The 15,708-nt window shown below is 67.2% G+C and carries 14 protein-coding genes, 1 tRNA gene and 1 other RNA gene; 10 read left to right on the top strand and 6 right to left on the bottom strand.

Annotated elements, in window-relative coordinates; translation table 11 throughout:
- A partial coding sequence (locus FS787_RS11980) for a M23 family metallopeptidase (RefSeq protein ID WP_260982525.1) occupies nucleotides 1-1,107 on the bottom strand: 1,107 nt, incomplete at its 3' end.
- Nucleotides 1,108-1,347: 240 nt separating this feature from the next.
- Here FS787_RS11980 and FS787_RS11975 point away from each other — a divergent pair.
- Nucleotides 1,348-2,331, top strand: coding sequence for an oxygenase MpaB family protein (locus tag FS787_RS11975; RefSeq protein ID WP_144672646.1), 984 nt, complete (start codon nucleotides 1,348-1,350; stop codon nucleotides 2,329-2,331).
- On the opposite strand, the gene FS787_RS11970 is transcribed toward FS787_RS11975, so the two are convergent.
- Nucleotides 2,296-2,380, bottom strand: a tRNA-Ser gene (locus FS787_RS11970). The two genes, FS787_RS11975 and FS787_RS11970, sit on opposite strands and share 36 nt — an antisense overlap.
- Before the next feature lie 226 nt (nucleotides 2,381-2,606).
- On the opposite strand from FS787_RS11970, the gene ffs reads away from it, so the two are divergent.
- From ffs to FS787_RS11950, 4 genes are all read left to right on the top strand, one after another.
- Nucleotides 2,607-2,703, top strand: an RNA gene (gene ffs, locus FS787_RS11965) — signal recognition particle sRNA small type.
- A gap of 27 nt (nucleotides 2,704-2,730) precedes the next feature.
- A complete protein-coding gene (locus FS787_RS11960) occupies nucleotides 2,731-5,886 on the top strand; it encodes a DNA polymerase III subunit gamma and tau (protein WP_144672645.1) in 3,156 nt (1,051 codons plus the stop codon).
- 51 nt (nucleotides 5,887-5,937) lie between these two features.
- Nucleotides 5,938-6,537 carry a recombination mediator RecR gene (gene recR, locus FS787_RS11955; protein ID WP_144672644.1) on the top strand — a complete coding sequence of 200 codons (600 nt, stop codon included), beginning with the start codon at nucleotides 5,938-5,940 and terminating at the stop codon, nucleotides 6,535-6,537.
- Between the two features lie 346 nt (nucleotides 6,538-6,883).
- Nucleotides 6,884-8,242, top strand: coding sequence for an aspartate kinase (locus FS787_RS11950; protein WP_144672643.1), 1,359 nt, complete (start codon nucleotides 6,884-6,886; stop codon nucleotides 8,240-8,242).
- Nucleotides 8,243-8,333: 91 nt separating this feature from the next.
- On the opposite strand, the gene FS787_RS18155 is transcribed toward FS787_RS11950, so the two are convergent.
- Both FS787_RS18155 and FS787_RS11940 read right to left on the bottom strand, forming a co-directional pair.
- A complete protein-coding gene (locus tag FS787_RS18155; RefSeq protein WP_395940345.1) occupies nucleotides 8,334-8,528 on the bottom strand; it encodes a hypothetical protein in 195 nt (64 codons plus the stop codon).
- 179 nt (nucleotides 8,529-8,707) lie between these two features.
- Nucleotides 8,708-8,941, bottom strand: coding sequence for a hypothetical protein (locus FS787_RS11940; protein WP_144672641.1), 234 nt, complete (start codon nucleotides 8,939-8,941; stop codon nucleotides 8,708-8,710).
- A gap of 81 nt (nucleotides 8,942-9,022) precedes the next feature.
- Between FS787_RS11940 and FS787_RS11935 the strand changes: the two genes are divergently transcribed.
- Genes FS787_RS11935 through FS787_RS11920 form a run of 4 tightly spaced genes read left to right on the top strand, consistent with a single transcriptional unit; the run spans nucleotide 9,023 to nucleotide 11,395 of the window.
- A complete protein-coding gene (locus FS787_RS11935) occupies nucleotides 9,023-9,496 on the top strand; it encodes a MarR family winged helix-turn-helix transcriptional regulator (protein ID WP_260982524.1) in 474 nt (157 codons plus the stop codon).
- Nucleotides 9,497-9,523: 27 nt separating this feature from the next.
- On the top strand, nucleotides 9,524-10,072 hold the full coding sequence (locus FS787_RS11930; RefSeq protein ID WP_144672639.1) for an SSI family serine proteinase inhibitor: 549 nt from the start codon (nucleotides 9,524-9,526) through the stop codon (nucleotides 10,070-10,072).
- On the top strand, nucleotides 10,029-11,027 hold the full coding sequence (locus tag FS787_RS11925) for a 3-methyladenine DNA glycosylase (protein ID WP_144672638.1): 999 nt from the start codon (nucleotides 10,029-10,031) through the stop codon (nucleotides 11,025-11,027). The genes FS787_RS11930 and FS787_RS11925 overlap by 44 nt, the downstream gene beginning before the upstream one ends.
- Nucleotides 11,024-11,395 (top strand): serine protease inhibitor, encoded by a 372-nt coding sequence (locus FS787_RS11920; protein WP_144672637.1) that lies wholly within the window; start codon nucleotides 11,024-11,026, stop codon nucleotides 11,393-11,395. Before FS787_RS11925 ends, FS787_RS11920 begins: the two co-directional genes overlap by 4 nt.
- Nucleotides 11,396-11,483: 88 nt before the next feature.
- On the opposite strand, the gene FS787_RS11915 is transcribed toward FS787_RS11920, so the two are convergent.
- Nucleotides 11,484-14,567 carry a S8 family serine peptidase gene (locus FS787_RS11915; RefSeq protein ID WP_144672807.1) on the bottom strand — a complete coding sequence of 1,028 codons (3,084 nt, stop codon included), beginning with the start codon at nucleotides 14,565-14,567 and terminating at the stop codon, nucleotides 11,484-11,486.
- A 404-nt stretch (nucleotides 14,568-14,971) separates the two neighbouring features.
- Nucleotides 14,972-15,157, bottom strand: coding sequence for a hypothetical protein (locus FS787_RS11910; RefSeq protein WP_056427640.1), 186 nt, complete (start codon nucleotides 15,155-15,157; stop codon nucleotides 14,972-14,974).
- Between the two features lie 299 nt (nucleotides 15,158-15,456).
- Between FS787_RS11910 and purS the strand changes: the two genes are divergently transcribed.
- Nucleotides 15,457-15,708, top strand: a complete 252-nt coding sequence (gene purS, locus FS787_RS11905; RefSeq protein WP_056427643.1) for a phosphoribosylformylglycinamidine synthase subunit PurS — start codon at nucleotides 15,457-15,459, stop codon at nucleotides 15,706-15,708.

Raw genomic sequence — 15,708 nt, 5'->3', positions numbered from 1 at the left:
GGGGGTCGGCGTCGGCGTTGCTGTACCCGGCTCAGAAGGCGTCGGGGTCGGCGTCGGCGTTGCTGTACCCGGCTCAGAAGGCGTCGGGGTCGGCGTCGGCGTTGCTGTACCCGGCTCAGAGGGAGCCGGCGTGCCGGTGGGCGGCTGGGAACCGCCCGGCGTCGACGTGCCCGGCCGCGGCTTCGTCGGCGACAGCGCGTCCGGAGTGGGGGTGGCCGTGGAGGACGGAGGTTTCGGCAACGCGGATACGGGCAGTTCCTGGACGCCGCCAGTGACTGTATGCGTCCTGTCGTCGGACACCGGGACGGCCCAGCCAAGCGCCGCGTTGGAGGGCTTGTCGGCGTCGGGCGCATAGCTGGTCATGGTGATGGTGCCCAGGCGGTCCGCCTGCTTGATCGGCAGAAGCGTCCAGTCGTCGGGATTATGGTGGGAGCCGTTGAGGATGGTCTCGAAATGTAAGTGGCATCCGGTGGAGGATCCGGTGGTTCCCACCCGGGCAATGACCTCACCGACCCGCACCGAGTCGCCCTTCTTGACGGCGATCGCCTCAAGATGGTTGTAAGTGGTGATGAGACCGTTGCCGTGATCTATTTCAACGCGGTTCCCGCCACCCCAGGGGTGCCAGCCGACAGCCCGCACCACTCCGGCATCCGCCGAGTACACACGGGTGCCGCAGGGCGCGGCGTAATCCTGTCCCCAGTGGAATTCACCCGCCGACCCCGTGATGGGGCTGGTCCGCAGCCCGAAGGAAGATGACTCCTGGAGCGATTCGAGCGGCGCCATAAGAAAGCCCTCGGCCGGCCGCTTCAGTCCGGCGGACGCCACGTTGAGCTCGCCCGGGACTCCGGCCTTGGACGCGGTCTCGACCGGCGACCGGGTGAAAGCTACCAGTGCCAGGGCGTCCGCGGCGACAGCTGACGACGCCGGGACCCCACTGCCCTTGCCGGCGGCAGCGGCGGCGGTCCCCGGGTCCAGAACATCGGGTCCCACCACGCCGGAGGCCAGCGACGACGATGGCGTAACGGCTGAGCCTGTGCCTGACAGCCCCTGAACCCCGAAGGTCAGGACCGCCAGGGACAGGCAGAAGCCGCCGGATATACAGCGCACGGCAGTGATCCGTGCCCTGACTGCCCGCTCACTCGATGAGTTTCCCCAGTGTTTTCCCACGATGTGACTCCTGCATCCTGTCCGCCAGTCCCCGATTTCACGGACTCAACGTTCTTATGGGACCACAATCGGGTGGCACTGGGAACCGTAAAAACTACCCCTTTCGAACTCAAGTGAAAGCCCAGTAGTAATGGGACGCGGGGCAAGTACTGTGACTACAGCGATGAGCGAGAATGGACTATGCGCAACCTCCTCAGGGAATGGCAGGCCGAACTCAAGCAGACGTTTACCGGGACCCGGGACGCCGTGCCGGAATGGGTGCCGCGGCTGGCGGAAGGCGACGATCCCGGCTACCACCTGCCCGGCTCCGCGGTCTGGGCCGTTCATGGCGACATGCCGACAATCGTCGCGGGAATTCGGGCCCTGCTGATGCAGGCGCTTCATCCCGGAGCGCTGGCCGGGGTCCACGACCACTCACGGTTCCGCGAGGATCCCCTGGGCCGGCTGGCAGGAACCATCCGTTGGATTTTCACGGTTTCTTACGGTTCAACCGCCGCGGCCCGCGCAGCCTCCAACTGGGTGCTGCGGCTGCACGAATCGGTGCGGGGGGACTATGTGGATGGGCACGGTATTCCCCGGACCTATGCGGCGAATGACCCGGAGCTGCTCCGCTGGGTGCACATCGCCTTCACGGACGCGTTTCTCTCCGCGCACAAAATCTGGGGCAGGCCAATCCCGGGCGGTCCCGACGCCTACGTGCGCGAGTGGGCGCAGGCCGGCGAGTTGATGGGGGTGGTCTCCCCGCCGCTCAGCGAGGAGGAAATGCGCCGGCAGCTGGACCACTGGTACGACGCCGGGGAGCTCCGTTCCGACGAAAAGGTCGCCGAGACGGTCGCGTTCATCCGCAATCCGCCGCTCCATCCCGTGCTCAGACCGGGCTACCGGGTGTTGTTTGCGGCCGCCGTGACCAGCCTCGAACCCAAATACCGCGACCTGCTGGGCCTGCGAACAGCCCGGCTCGGCCCGTTCCCTCTGCCCGTGCGGCTGGCCACCAGGGTGACCCTCGGCGTCGTCCATCTTGCCCTGGGCCGGATGGGGCCCAGCGAGCAGGCTGCCCGGGCCCGGCTCCGCAGGCTAGGCTATCCCGGGACGCAAAAAGGCCCCGGTCCAAAGGACCGGGGCCAACCGCGGAGAATGGGGGATTTGAACCCCCGAGGGCGTTAACCCAACACGCGTTCCAGGCGTGCGCCATAGGCCGCTAGGCGAATTCTCCAGTAGCTTCTGAATCAAAAGCAGATACTAGAATACCTGAACTTCCCGGCATCGCCCAATTGGCCCCTCCGGCCCTGCCGCGCGGGACATGCCCCACCTCCGCCGCGGCCACCGGACATACCCCCGTTATGCGCACTCCCGGCCCCGAAAAATGGGCATGTCCCGCGGGATCTACCGGGGCCACAGCGTGCGATTCGGGGCACGCTCAAATGTCGGGTAAACTTGCTGACGGCCCCTCATGTGGCGTCATCCTGTTGAACTCCCCCAGGACCGGAAGGTAGCAAGGGTAAATGGGCTCTGGCGGGTGCATGAGGGGTCTTTTATGTCTGTGCCGATTGGTAGGGTTTAGCTGTGACTGTTACTACCGCTCTTTACCGTCGATACCGCCCTGATTCGTTCGCGGACGTTATCGGGCAGGAACACGTCACCGAGCCGCTCATGACGGCCCTGCGCAAGAACCGCGTGAACCACGCCTACCTCTTCTCGGGCCCCCGCGGCTGCGGAAAGACCACCTCCGCCCGCATCCTGGCCCGTTGCCTGAACTGCGCCGAGGGCCCCACGGACACCCCCTGCGGGAAGTGCCCCAGCTGCGTCGAACTCGCCCGCGGCGGCTCCGGCTCCCTCGACGTCATCGAAATCGACGCCGCCAGCCACGGCGGCGTGGACGACGCCCGCGACCTGCGCGAACGGGCCACCTACGCCCCCGTCCGCGACCGGTACAAGATCTTCATCATCGACGAAGCCCACATGGTCACTTCCGCCGGCTTCAACGCGCTGCTCAAGATCGTCGAAGAGCCGCCGGAACACATCAAGTTCATCTTCGCCACCACGGAGCCGGACAAGGTCATTGGCACCATCCGCTCCCGCACGCACCATTACCCGTTCCGCCTGGTGCCGCCGGAACCGCTCATGGCCTATCTTGAACTGCTCTGCACGCAGGAAAACGTCCCCGTGGCGCCGGGTGTGCTCTCGCTCGTCATCCGGGCCGGCGGCGGCTCCGTGCGCGACTCGCTGTCCGTCCTGGACCAGCTGATGGCGGGCGCCGGCCCCACCGGCCTGGACTACGAACTCGCTGTCGCGCTGCTGGGCTACACCCACGCCTCCCTGCTGGACGACGTCGTGGAGGCCGTGGCCGCGTCCGACGCCGCCACCGTCTTCCGCGCGGTGGACCGCGTCATCCAGACCGGGCATGACCCCCGCCGGTTTGTCGAGGACCTCCTCGAACGCTTCCGGGACCTCATCATCGTCCAGGCGATGCCGGAAAGCGCCCAGTCAATCCTTCGTGGCATGCCCGCTGACCAGATCGCACGCATGCAGAACCAGGCGCACAACCTGGGCGCGGCCGAGTTGTCCCGGGCGGCGGACGTCACCAACACCGCCCTGACCGAGATGACCGGCGCCACCTCGCCGCGGCTGCACCTCGAACTGCTGTGCGCCCGAATCCTGCTGCCGTCCTCCGAGCAGACCGAGCGGGGAATTGCCGCCCGCATCGACCGGGTGGAACGCCGTCTGAATTACGCCGGGAACGACGTCGGCTCCCCCGCTCCGGCGCCTCCCGCTTCGGCACCCGCTGCTGCGTCGGTTGCCGCGCCGTCCGCTTCGGCACCCGCTCCTGCGTCGTCCGCTCCTGCGTCGTCCGCTCCTGCGCCGTCCACGGCACCCGCGGTGCCTGCCGCGGCCGTGCCCGGTCCCGCAGCCCCGGCGCAGGCAACTCCAGCCCCTGCCACGGTCCCGGGTGCCGCGGATGCGACCCCTGTCACTGCCCCTGTCCCTGCCGCGGCACCGGAGCGCGAGACGGAACCGGCTAGAGGAACCCTCACGCCGCCGCGCGTCAGCACCAGCGACTGGCCCGTCGACGAGCCAGCCGGGGCGGACCGGGCACCCTCCGGGAAGGCTCCGGCCGCCCAGGCACCCGCGCCGACGCAGCCAGCGCCCACGGCACCACCCGTCCCGGTTCAATCCGGCCAAAGCGCGTCCGCCCCCTCCGCACCGGTCCGCACGCAGCAGCCCCCCGCACCGGCGCCTGCCACGGCACCGGTCGCCGGCTCCGGTTCCGGGCCCGACGTCGAGGTCCTCCGCCGTGCCTGGCCGGAGATCCTGCAGACGCTGACCAAGATCAAGCGGAGCACGTGGGCCCTCGTCGAACCGAATGCCCAGGTGGGCCACTTCGAGGACCATGTCCTGACGCTGGCGTTCACCACCTCCGGGCTGGCCGGCGCGTTCGGCCGAGCGGACCACTCCGAGAACCTGCGGCAGGCGATTCACAAGACCATCGGCATCGAATGCCAGATCAATGCCGTGGCCAGTGGAAGCAACAGCGCAGCGAGCTCTGAGCCAAACCCAAAAGTACCCGTTAGCCGGGACGTCCCGGCCACGTCCACGGACGCTGACTGGGGGCTGCCCCCAGCCGCCGCCCCGGCTCACACCGGGTCGCTGCAGCCAGCGCCCGCCCCGGCAGCCGCTCCCGCCATTCCGGTTGCACCGTCACCCGCGCATCCGGTCCCTCCGGCTCCCGCGCCGCAGACAGCTCCTGTCCGGGCAGCCGACTCCCCGGCAGCGTCCGCTGCCGAGCAGCCAACCGCCTCGGCGCAGGCCGTCGCAGCGGCCGGCGAGCAGCCGGCCGGGTCGCCGGAGACCGCAGGATCCTACGCCTACCCCGACGACGACTGGGGACCTCCGCGCGACGAGGACGCTCCGCCGCTCGACGAGGAACCGCCCATGGACTGGGACCCGTCCGCCCCGGCCGCGCCCCGTTCAGCCCGGCCGGCCGCCGAGCCCGCACCCTCCCGCCAAAGGACGGCGTCGGCAACGCGCGCAAACACGGCGTCCCCGGCCACAGTCCCGGCCCCCCAGCCGCAGGACACCGCTAACGACCCGTGGGCCCGTGCAGTGGAGTCGGCTCCCGGAATCTGGGCGGTCGGCACCGATTCCAATGTCGGGAGCTACCCGCCGGAAGAGCCGGTGTCACCCGAGCCGACGCCGGAGCCGGAACCGCCGCATTACGAACCCGCGGCGGCCCAGGTCCCGCACTACGCCGCAGCAGTATCGTCGTCCGACGCCTATGAGCCCGTGGCGTCCGCGTCGAACGGCTGGGGCGACTCCGCGGAGTTGGTGCCGGCCGGCGCTGCAGCCGCTTCAGGCTCGGCAAGCGCCGTGCCCATCGCCGCGCCCGCCATGCCCGCCGCTTCAGTCACGGCAAGTGCAACGTCCATCTCCGCGCCCGCTGCTTCACCGGTTACGGCCCCCGAGGCTCCGGCCGCGTCAAACACGACGGCGCGGCAAAGCCTCTACCAGCGGCTGTCCAACAGCCCGGAAGCCGAAGCCGGACGGGCCAAGGCGCCGGCCCGGGCCGCGGCCACCACCTACGTCCAGGACATCCCGAGCGCGGACGACGAAACGATCGAGGAATCGGGCGTGTTCGGACGGGCCGCCGTCGAACGTATCCTGGGCGGAAAACTGGTTGAAGAGCGGTCGCTGGACGGAAGTCCGCTGCCGCCGCGCTTCTAACCTCCCCGCCGGGCCCGCCGCCCGTCATCACCCCAAACGAACGAGGACATTGTGTACGAAGGTGCAGTTCAAGAGCTGATTGACGAGCTCGGACGCCTTCCCGGAGTCGGGCCGAAGTCCGCGCAACGGCTGGCCTTCCACATCCTTGAGGCGGACCAGCAGGATATGAAACGGCTCGTGGAGGCGATCACCACCGTCAAGGAGCGCGTCAAATTCTGCACGGTATGCGGCAACGTGACGGAGCAGGAGCTGTGCAACATCTGCCGCGACCCGCGCCGGGACCCCTCGATCATCTGCGTCGTCGAAGAATCCAAGGACGTCCTCGCCGTCGAACGCACTCGTTCGTTCCGCGGCCGGTATCACGTGCTGGGCGGGGCAATTAATCCCATCGCCGGCATCGGCCCGGAGCAGCTCCGGATCCGCGAACTCCTCACCCGGCTCAACGACGGCGCCATCCAGGAAATCATTATCGCCACGGACCCCAACCTTGAGGGCGAGGCCACGGCGACCTACCTGGCGCGGATGCTCAAATCGATTGGCATCGCCGTCACCCGCCTGGCCTCGGGCCTGCCGGTGGGAGGCGACCTCGAGTACGCCGACGAGGTCACCCTGGGCCGCGCCTTCGAGGGCCGCCGCAACGCGCTGAGCTGAGGCGACGCGCCGGAGCGCCACCAAACCCGGCTCGCCGCCGTCGTGCTTCGACTCCGGCCTGGACATGCCCAGCCTGCACGCCGTTCGATGGACATACTGCCCCTATGTCCATCCTTCGTCTCCACCGGGGCGCATGTCCCCCGGCGGGCAGGGGACATGCCCGCTCCTCGTCCTGACCTCGTCCCCAGCGCGGGGCATGTCCAGGAAATCGGGAGGAGCACTGTCTGGCATTTGGTCACAATTCAGCAACCGCAGGGTCGCGGCGATAAACTGGGCTGAGAAGTTACGCCGTCGCGCCGTTTGGTTGCTTGGCCCATAACCCCGATGATCCAGTGAGGGTGCGCGCATGAGTTTGCCCACTACAGAAGTCCACCCCGGACCGCAGCCCCAGGGGCTGCCCGTTTCCGACGCCCCCACGAAGCACCTGGTGGTGAAGAAGTTCGGCGGCTCCTCGGTGGCGGACGCCGAGGGCATCAAGCGCGTGGCCCGGCGGATCGTTGATGCCCAGAACGCCGGCGACGAAGTGGTTGTGGTGGTGTCCGCCATGGGCGATACCACCGATGAGCTCCTGGACCTCGCCGCTCAGGTCACCGACTCCGCCCCCGCCCGGGAAATGGACATGCTCCTTTCCGCCGGCGAACGCATTTCGATGGCCCTGCTCGCCATGGCCATCAACAAGTTTGGTTCCTCGGCCCAGTCCTTCACCGGGTCCCAGGCCGGCATGATCACCGACGGCATCCACGGCAAGGCCCGGATCATCGACGTCGATCCTCACCGCATCCGCACCGCCCTGGATAAGGGTCATGTGGCCATCGTCGCGGGCTTCCAGGGCATGAGCCGCACCACCAACGAAGTCACCACGCTGGGCCGCGGCGGCTCGGATACGACGGCGGTGGCCCTGGCCGCAGCCCTCGACGCCGATGTGTGTGAGATCTTCACCGACGTCGACGGAATCTACACCGCCGATCCCCGCGTTGTTCCGTCCGCCCGCAAGATCGACCGGATCTCCAGCGAGGAAATGCTCGAACTGGCCGCATCCGGCGCCAAAATCCTGCACCTGCGCTGCGTGGAGTACGCGCGCCGTTTCGGCGTGCCGCTGCACGTCCGTTCCTCATTCAGCCAGAACGAAGGCACCTGGGTCCTGCCCGGCGCCGACGACAAGATCACAACCCAAGAGGGAGTTGCCTTGGAGCAGCCAATCATCTCCGGCGTCGCACACGACCGCTCCGAGGCCAAAGTCACGGTGGTCGGGGTTCCCGATATCCCCGGCAAGGCTGCTGCGATCTTCCAGGTCATCGCTGATGCGCACTCGAACATCGACATGATCGTCCAGAACGTCTCCACCCACGGCACCGGCCGGACCGACATTTCCTTCACCCTGCCGATTGTCGAAGGCGCGGACGCCCTCGCCGCCCTGCACACCGCTCAGGACCGGATCGGCTTCGAGAGCATCGAATACAACGAACAGATCGGCAAGCTGTCGCTGATCGGCGCCGGCATGCGCTCCCACCCGGGCGTCTCTGCGCGGTTCTTCGCCGCGCTCTCGGAGGCGGGCATCAACATCAACATGATCTCCACCTCCGAGATCCGGATTTCCGTCGTGACACATGCGGACCTGCTCGACGACGCCGTGCGCGCCATCCACAAGGCCTTCGACCTGGACAGCGAGGACGAGGCCACCGTCTACGGCGGCACCGGCCGCTGAGCCACCCCGTGAGCACCGGGAGCTGACGGGAAAGACGGGAAAAGGGAGCGGCAACGGCCGCTCCCTTTTTTATGCCCTCGCGGGCCGTTGTTCAGACTTGCTCTTTCGGGAGGTCTTCTTTTCGGACCGCGTAGTGATGTCCCTGCGAGTCGGTCTCCACTTCAAAGTCGGCGAGGTCCGTCTCTGACGCATACTCGAAGTCGTCATGTTTGTGCACAACCGGCGCGGCGTAATCTCCCCGCGAGGCAGGTCCGAAAAGGAAGCGCGCCCAGGAGGACGGGTGCAGGTGCTGCCTTAGTGCAACTTTCTTCAGTGCACGTGCCATAATTCCCACCCCCTCTCCAGCCCTAGGTCACACGGAACGGCTACAGCCACGTGCTGGCACCGGTGCCAGTGCCCTCATTTTACGCCCGGGGCCGGGAAAAGGCATGGGCCCTACCGGCCGGAATCGCGGCCGGACTCCGCTCAGCGCAGCGACTTGTCCTCGGGGTTGCGCGGCACAACATAGGTACTGCCGTCGGGGCGGTGGAGTGTCTCCCACTGCTGGGTTTCGGCTTCGCGCTGGGCCAGCAGCTGCCGGTTCTGCTCGGTCATCTCGTGCCCGAGGGCGCTGCGGTTGGCCGGGCCGAAAATCATCCGGAGCTTGCCCATTGCATGCATGAACCTCTGCGAGGCGTTTTCGGTGTTTTCCTTGGCCATCACTATCCACTCCTGAGAACGAGACGTTCCTATCAGTGTACGCTAATGATTAGTGCACTAACTATCGACGGAGGACCCCTCTTGACGGATGTGACCGACGTAACCCAGGACGATCTCCTACTGGAACACCAGCTGTGCTTCGCGCTGACGGTGGCCTCCCGCAGTGTCGTCGGCGCGTACAAACCGGTGCTGGACAAACTCGGGCTGACCCACCCCCAGTACCTCGTGATGCTGTCGCTCTGGGAATCCAGCCCCCGGTCCGTCCGCGACATCAGCGACGCCCTCGCCCAGGAGCCGGCAACGATTTCTCCCCTGCTGCGCCGCCTGGAAGCGGGCGGGTTCATCACCCGCCAGCGGGTGCCCGGCGACGAACGGACCCTCGCCGTCGGACTGACCCCGCAAGGCGCTGCGCTGCGGAAGCAGGCCACCGCCGTGCCTGGCACCATGATGGACCGGCTGGGCCTGACCCGTGAACAAGTCCAACAACTGCATGCTTCCATGATGGACTTGATTGCAGCCACGAAGACCGACGCCGACGGGCCGCCCCGGCGGTAGACTGGGCACAAAACAGGAGGACTGCTGATGCGCAAGCAACTGAGCCACGCGGCGCTCGTTCTGATCGCGGTAGCCACACTGGCCGCCTGCACCCCGGGCGGCGGCGGAGCCCCCTCGCCATCGGCCCCTGCGCCCGGCCAGACGGACGGGACGGGCACCCCCTCACCGGACACCGAAACGAAGACCCCGGCGCCCCCGCCTTCCGCTTCGGCCGTGCCCTCGGGGCCCGGAGAGGGCAACGCCGAACTCGCCATCATGGTCAAACCATCCGAGACCGGCAAACCCACCAACTTCACGCTCGTCTGCCAGGACGGCGTCCCGGCAGCCGAAAGCCAGCACCCCGATGCCGCCGCAGCCTGCCTCGCGCTGAAGGGCAATACGGCGCTCGTCAGTCCCGGCCCCCGGCCGACGGACCAGCCCTGCACCCAGCAGTACGGCGGCCCGCAGCAGGCGACGGTAACCGGCGTCGTGGACGGCAACCCGGTCGAATCGACCTTCAGCCTGACCGACGGCTGCGAGATCGCCGAGTGGAATGCGGCCAAGACGGTCCTCGGCTCCAGCGGCGGAGCTGTCTAAGCTGCAACATCTCCCGCAGGAAGACTGGCTGCCGCGCCAGGCCGACCATCAAGCGCGTGTCCGGCGCTACGCGGACCCTTACCTCGCGCGCCGGTCGGCGGGCAAGAAGCACCCGGTCGAGGACTTCCTCTTCACGTACTACACCCAGAAACCGGGCCAGCTGATGCGCTGGCACCCCGGTGCCGGCGTCGTGCTCTCCGGTGCCGCCGCTGCGGAGCGCGCCGGCTGGAAGCATTACCGCATGCCCGACAACGGCGAACTCGCCGCCGTCGGGTTGCCGCCCGGCGCCACGGCCGTCACGGTCGACGTCGAAACGTTCGTGCGCGACCGCCGGGAGGCCCTACAGTTCGCCGGGATCATCCTCGCCGGGACGGCGGCACGGCCCGCCCAGTTCGGCTGCTTCGGGCTGCACGAATGGGCCATGGTCTACCGGCAGGACAAGTTCGAGCTCCGGCACGAGTACCTCCAGCTGCGGCTCGGCGCCGAACGGACCGACCAGGTGGTCGAGGAGAACCGGATCCGCTGCTCGCATTTCGATGCCTTCCGGTTCTACACGCCGGACGCCGTACCGCTGAACAGCCTGGAGCCTAGCCGGGAAACCCAGCGGACCATGGAACAGCCGGGGTGCCTGCACGCGAACATGGACCTGTACAAGTGGGCCTATAAGCTCGCGCCGCTGCTCCCCAGCGAGCTGGTGATGGACTGCTTTGAGCTCTCCTGGCGCATCCGGGCCATGGATATGCAGGCGTCCCCCTATGACTTGAATGAGTGGGGCTATCCCGCCATCCTGATCGAGACGCCCGAAGGCAAAGCCGAGTACGTCGAGTACCAGCGGGCTTTTTCCGCCGAATCACAGGAACTGCGGCAGCGGCTGCTGCAGGAACTCACACCCTGGCTCCAGGCGGCGGCGTCCGGCCCGGCCGCTGCTCCCGACAGCATGGAAGGACCGCAATGACAGACAGCTACGGCCCCGACGAAATTGATCTCACCATCCGCCTGACGGAGGCCCCCGGCGCTCCGGAATATATCTTCCGGCTGACGGCCAGCGGCGGCGCCCTCGCAGAAGGGTGCACGCTGCCGGATCCGCCGGCCGCCCTCGAGGCGGTCAGCCGGCACGGGGAGGACATCTTTTTCCCCAAGCCCGGACCACCGAAGCTGTGCACCCAACAGTATGGAGGTCCGCAGGAGGCCGTGGTGACCGGCTGGTTCCAGGGCCGGGAAGTCAACAGCCAGTTCAGCCGCACCGACGGTTGCGAGATCGCCCGCTGGCGCACCATGGCGCCGTTGCTGGGCGGGGTGGCAGGTTCCACCGGCGCGGTCTAGGACGGCAGCAGAGTTAAACGGCAACGGCCGGCGGTTTCCACCGCCGGCCGTTGCTTTTGTTGGTGCTGTGAGGAGCTGGGTACTGCGCCTAGAGGGCGCTGTCCGGGCGGTCCAGCTCCGGTGCCTGGAACTTGGACTGTTCGGCCGAGCCTTCAGGGGCGGGTGCCACAGCAGTTTCGCCGGCACCGTTGACCAGAACACTCACGAACGTCGGTTCGCTGGCTCCGGCGAAGGTGACCCGCCCGATGTAGGAGCCGGCCTGGAGACCGGTCCAGTTCAGCGTGACCTTGCCTGATTCCCCGTTGGGCAGCACCAGCGGGTTGGGGTTCAGCGTCGCATTGTTCTCGTTGGCGCCGAGGACAGCCGCGTCCACGGAGGCCTTGCGGGCCTTGCCGTCCGGGCTGGAGTACAGGTTCGCGTAGATCGTGTACGAGCCTGCGGCGGGGTTTGAGATCGACAGCGACTCGCTGGCTGATGCCGTGGCGACCTGTTCGACACCCCGGGGGGTGACCACCCACATGTCGAAGTCCGCGTTCGGGTCCGAGGAGATGACCGAGAACTTGGCCAGCGGAGCACCGGCCGGGACCTTGACCGTCTTGACGAAGGTCGATGCGTCGGCACGGCCTGCGAACGGACCCGGGATCAATTCCGCTTCGGAGGAGTCCGCTTTGGACAGTCCGTCGAACGTCATGGCGATCGGCTTGTCCGTGCCCGAGACCACGTTGATGTCGCCTGAGCCTGTGCCGGACTCCGAAGTGAAGAAGATGTCCTTGGCGGCCACTGCGGACTGGGGGCGGACTGCGATGGGCGAGGTGACGGTCTTCCCTGCACCCTGCCAGCTCAGTGAACCCATGGCGAACTTGCCCAGGGCAGCGCTCTTGTTCTCGAAGGTCACCTTGAAGGTTTTCTTCTCGCCGGCAGCCTTGAAGTTCAGGGCTGCGGGAGCCACGTTCACCTGGATTCCGGGCACGTTGGCCTTGACCTTGTAGACACCCGGGGTCAGGGCGGTGACCGTGCGGGTGACCTGGATCTTGCCGGTGAGGTTGCCCAGCGAGAAGGACGCGACGTTCATGTCCCGCGGGAGCGTGCTGGAGGGCAGTCCGAGGTCCACGCCGGTACCCTGGATGAACTTCAGCCAATCGCCGAGGTTCGCGTCGTAGACGAGGCCCGGATCCACCATGCGTGCCGGATCCACCTGGCCCGCGCCCGTGGCGTGGACGTCGGTGTTCTTGGAACCGTCGGCGTTAACAACGGCTCCCGCCGTCGTCATCATGGCGGACTTGACGGTCGCCGGTGACCAGTTGGGGTTCTTGCCCAGGAGCAGCGCGCCGAAGCCGGCTACGTGCGGTGCAGCCATGGAGGTGCCGGACATGAAGCCGAACTCGTCCCCCCCGGTGCCGATCGGTGAGACACCGGCGAGGACAGCAACGCCGGGGGCGGCTACGTCAGGCTTCAGCAGGTCGGACCCGGTGGCCAGCAGCGGCCCGCGGGAGGAGAACCCGGCAATCTGCGGCTGGGCCTCGAGGGGCAGCCCGGTGGTGTCCTTGTTGACCAGCGAAACGGTGGTGCCCGGGGCAGCGGCGACCTTGGCCTTGATGGCTTCGGTGGCCGGCGGGTTCACGTGGACGGTCGGGACGGCGTGCTTGTCCGTGTCCAGCGAAGAGCTGCTCAGGTTCACCAGGATCATGCCGACGCCGCCGCCGCGCTTGACTTCGGCGCTCTTGGCGACGCGGTCGAAGACGCCACGGTCACACACAACCACCTTGCCCGCGACCTTGGCGGGGTCCAGGGTGTCCGGGCCGCAGAGTGCCGCGTTCGGGTTGCCGGCTGCGGCGGCCGCGTTGGCCGCCAGGACTACGCCGGCGCCCTTGACCTCTTTGTTCATGATGCTGGCGCCGCGGAACTTGGTGCCGTCAGCGAATTCAATGGTGCCCTGCAGCTCCTGGGAGAAGCTGCTGGCCGCGACCGTGGTGACCCAGGGGCCGCCGTGGTTGACCGTGCTGGCCGTCGGACCGGAGTTCCCGGCCGACGCCGCGACGAAGATCCCTGCGGAGGCGGCATTGAGGAAGGCCACCGAGACGGGGTCGATAACGGACGTCGTTGAGCCGGAGATGGAGTAGTTCAGGACGTCAACGCCGTCCTCCATGGCCTGCTCGACGGCGGCAACCGACGCGGAGCTGTAGCAGCCGCCGGTGTTGGGGTCGGTGTCTTCCCAGCAGACCTTGTAGACGGAGAGCTTGGCGGCGGGCGCGATGCCGCTGGTCAGGCCGAAGCTGCGTCCGTCAACGAAAGTCTCGACGCCGGGGTTGCCCACGGCGGTGCTTCCGGTGTGGGTGCCGTGGCTGTCGACGTCGACCGGCGACAGCAGTTCCTGCGGGGCACGGTTGGCAGGGGGGACGTAGTCAAGGAAATCTTCGGCGAAGTAGTGCGCGCTGAGGACCTTGGAGTTACAGGCCGAACCGTCAAAGTCCTGGCCCGTCTGGCACTCACCGATGAAGGTGTCGCCGTCAGACTTGAGCATCGCGATCTTGCCGTCGGCGGTCTTGTAGGGCACACCGACGACCGGCTTGCCTACGAGGGGCTTGACTTCTTCGCCTTTGAAGAAGGGGCTGGACGGGGTGTAGCCGGTGTCAATAACACCGACGACGACGCCCTTGCCGGCGCCGTCCTGGCCACCGAATTTGGTGTTCCAGGTACCGTTTTTACCGCTGAGCTTGAGGAAATCGGTGCTGGAGTAATCCGGGGCGTTCTCGGTGTCGGGGGCAACCGCCAGGACGCTGGGATCCTTGGCTAGCTTGATCGCCTGGTCTGTGGTGAGGGTGGCGCTGAAGCCGTTGACCGCGGCGGAGTACTGCCGCTGGATCTTGACACTCTGCTGGCCTGCGACGTCAGCCTGCTTTTTCTCCAAGTGGGCCCGGTACTTCTTGACCTCGGCCTTCCCGGTGTCAAGCTTCTTGCCTTTCGCCGGCTTAGTGGCCGGAAAACCTGCCGTGCTGCCTTCGTAGCTTGCCGCCGGCTTTTCGGCGAGCAGCACGATGTACCGTCCGTCCGGGTAGCTCTTTGGATCCAGATTCTTCTGGGCAATTCCCGCAACGGTGGATCCCTGCGACGGCGCCGCGGTGGCGGGCGCAATCGCAACTGTTGACAAGAGAACCGGCAAGCCCAGGGTCAGTGCCACGGCCCTCCGGAGTCCCCCGCTTCGAAGGAAGCTCTTTCCTGGTGATTTCACGTGTGGTTGAACCTTTCATAAGGAACGGTCCCGACGTTGCTGCCGGGTCAAAGGACTGGCAGGAGGGAAAAGAGCTGAGACTCTCACGGCCCCGACGGATACCAGCCGATTCATACAGTACAGACTGAGAGCCAGATATGACATAGGCCACAAAGAAGAAATCAAAATTTGTCACACACTTCGACAGAACTCCGGGAACCGGCGGCGCCGGAGGGCGCAGACTGCCCGCGGAGGGCAGCGCCGGCGCACGCTGGAGGGGCGCCGCACGCCGCCCGGCTCCGGGCCGTCGGGCGGAGCGGGTACCGGCGGTGTGAGCACCGGCGGAACGACAACCGGCAACCGGGGCGCTACCGGCGTGGCGTCCTGACAACTTCGCTGATCCAGGCACGGGTCTTCTCATCGAGCGGACCGGCCACGTTGCTTTCCCTGGCCTTTCGGTCCGCCTTGATCTTCTGCAGGACCATCCGCCCCAGGCCCGCAAAAACGGCGGCGGCAACAACGGGCAGAAGCACGGATTTTGATTTCTCAGCCATAAGCACATGCTACTGACGGGCCACCGGGGTGACCATAGCGTCGTCGCAGGCCATCCGCATGCCAGCGACGTTTGGCCGGGCTCGCTGCCGGACGGCCGCGCCGGGAGACGGGCGGACAGCGTTCACACTCCCGGCCGGATGCGGCCGGACGCGCCGGGGCCGGTAGAATAGGCATGCAAGCTCGCGGAGCGCCCTTTTACGCTGTGTTCATCAAGCAGTCCTCACCACACAGCGGACCGGCGTGAGACGGCATCACTCCGCTGCGCCCTTACCCAATGCTCACGCACAGGAGTTGCCGGATGCCCCGGATCGTTGTCGACGTCATGCCCAAGCCCGAGATTCTCGACCCGCAGGGAAAGGCCATCGTGGGTGCACTCCCCCGGCTGGGCTTCACCGCGTTTAGCGCCGTCCGCCAGGGCAAGCGCTTTGAACTCACCGTCGACGGCGAGGTGACCGAGGAGATCCTGGCCCAGGCCCGGAACGCCGCCGAGACCCTCCTGTCCAACCCGGTCATCGAGGACGTCGTCAACGTCGAGGTCGTCGAGGCCTGA

Origin of the sequence: Arthrobacter sp. U41 (assembly GCF_007679325.1) — a bacterium.
Classification (GTDB): Bacteria; Actinomycetota; Actinomycetes; order Actinomycetales; family Micrococcaceae; genus Arthrobacter.
This window is presented reverse-complemented; position numbering and strand designations above follow the sequence as displayed.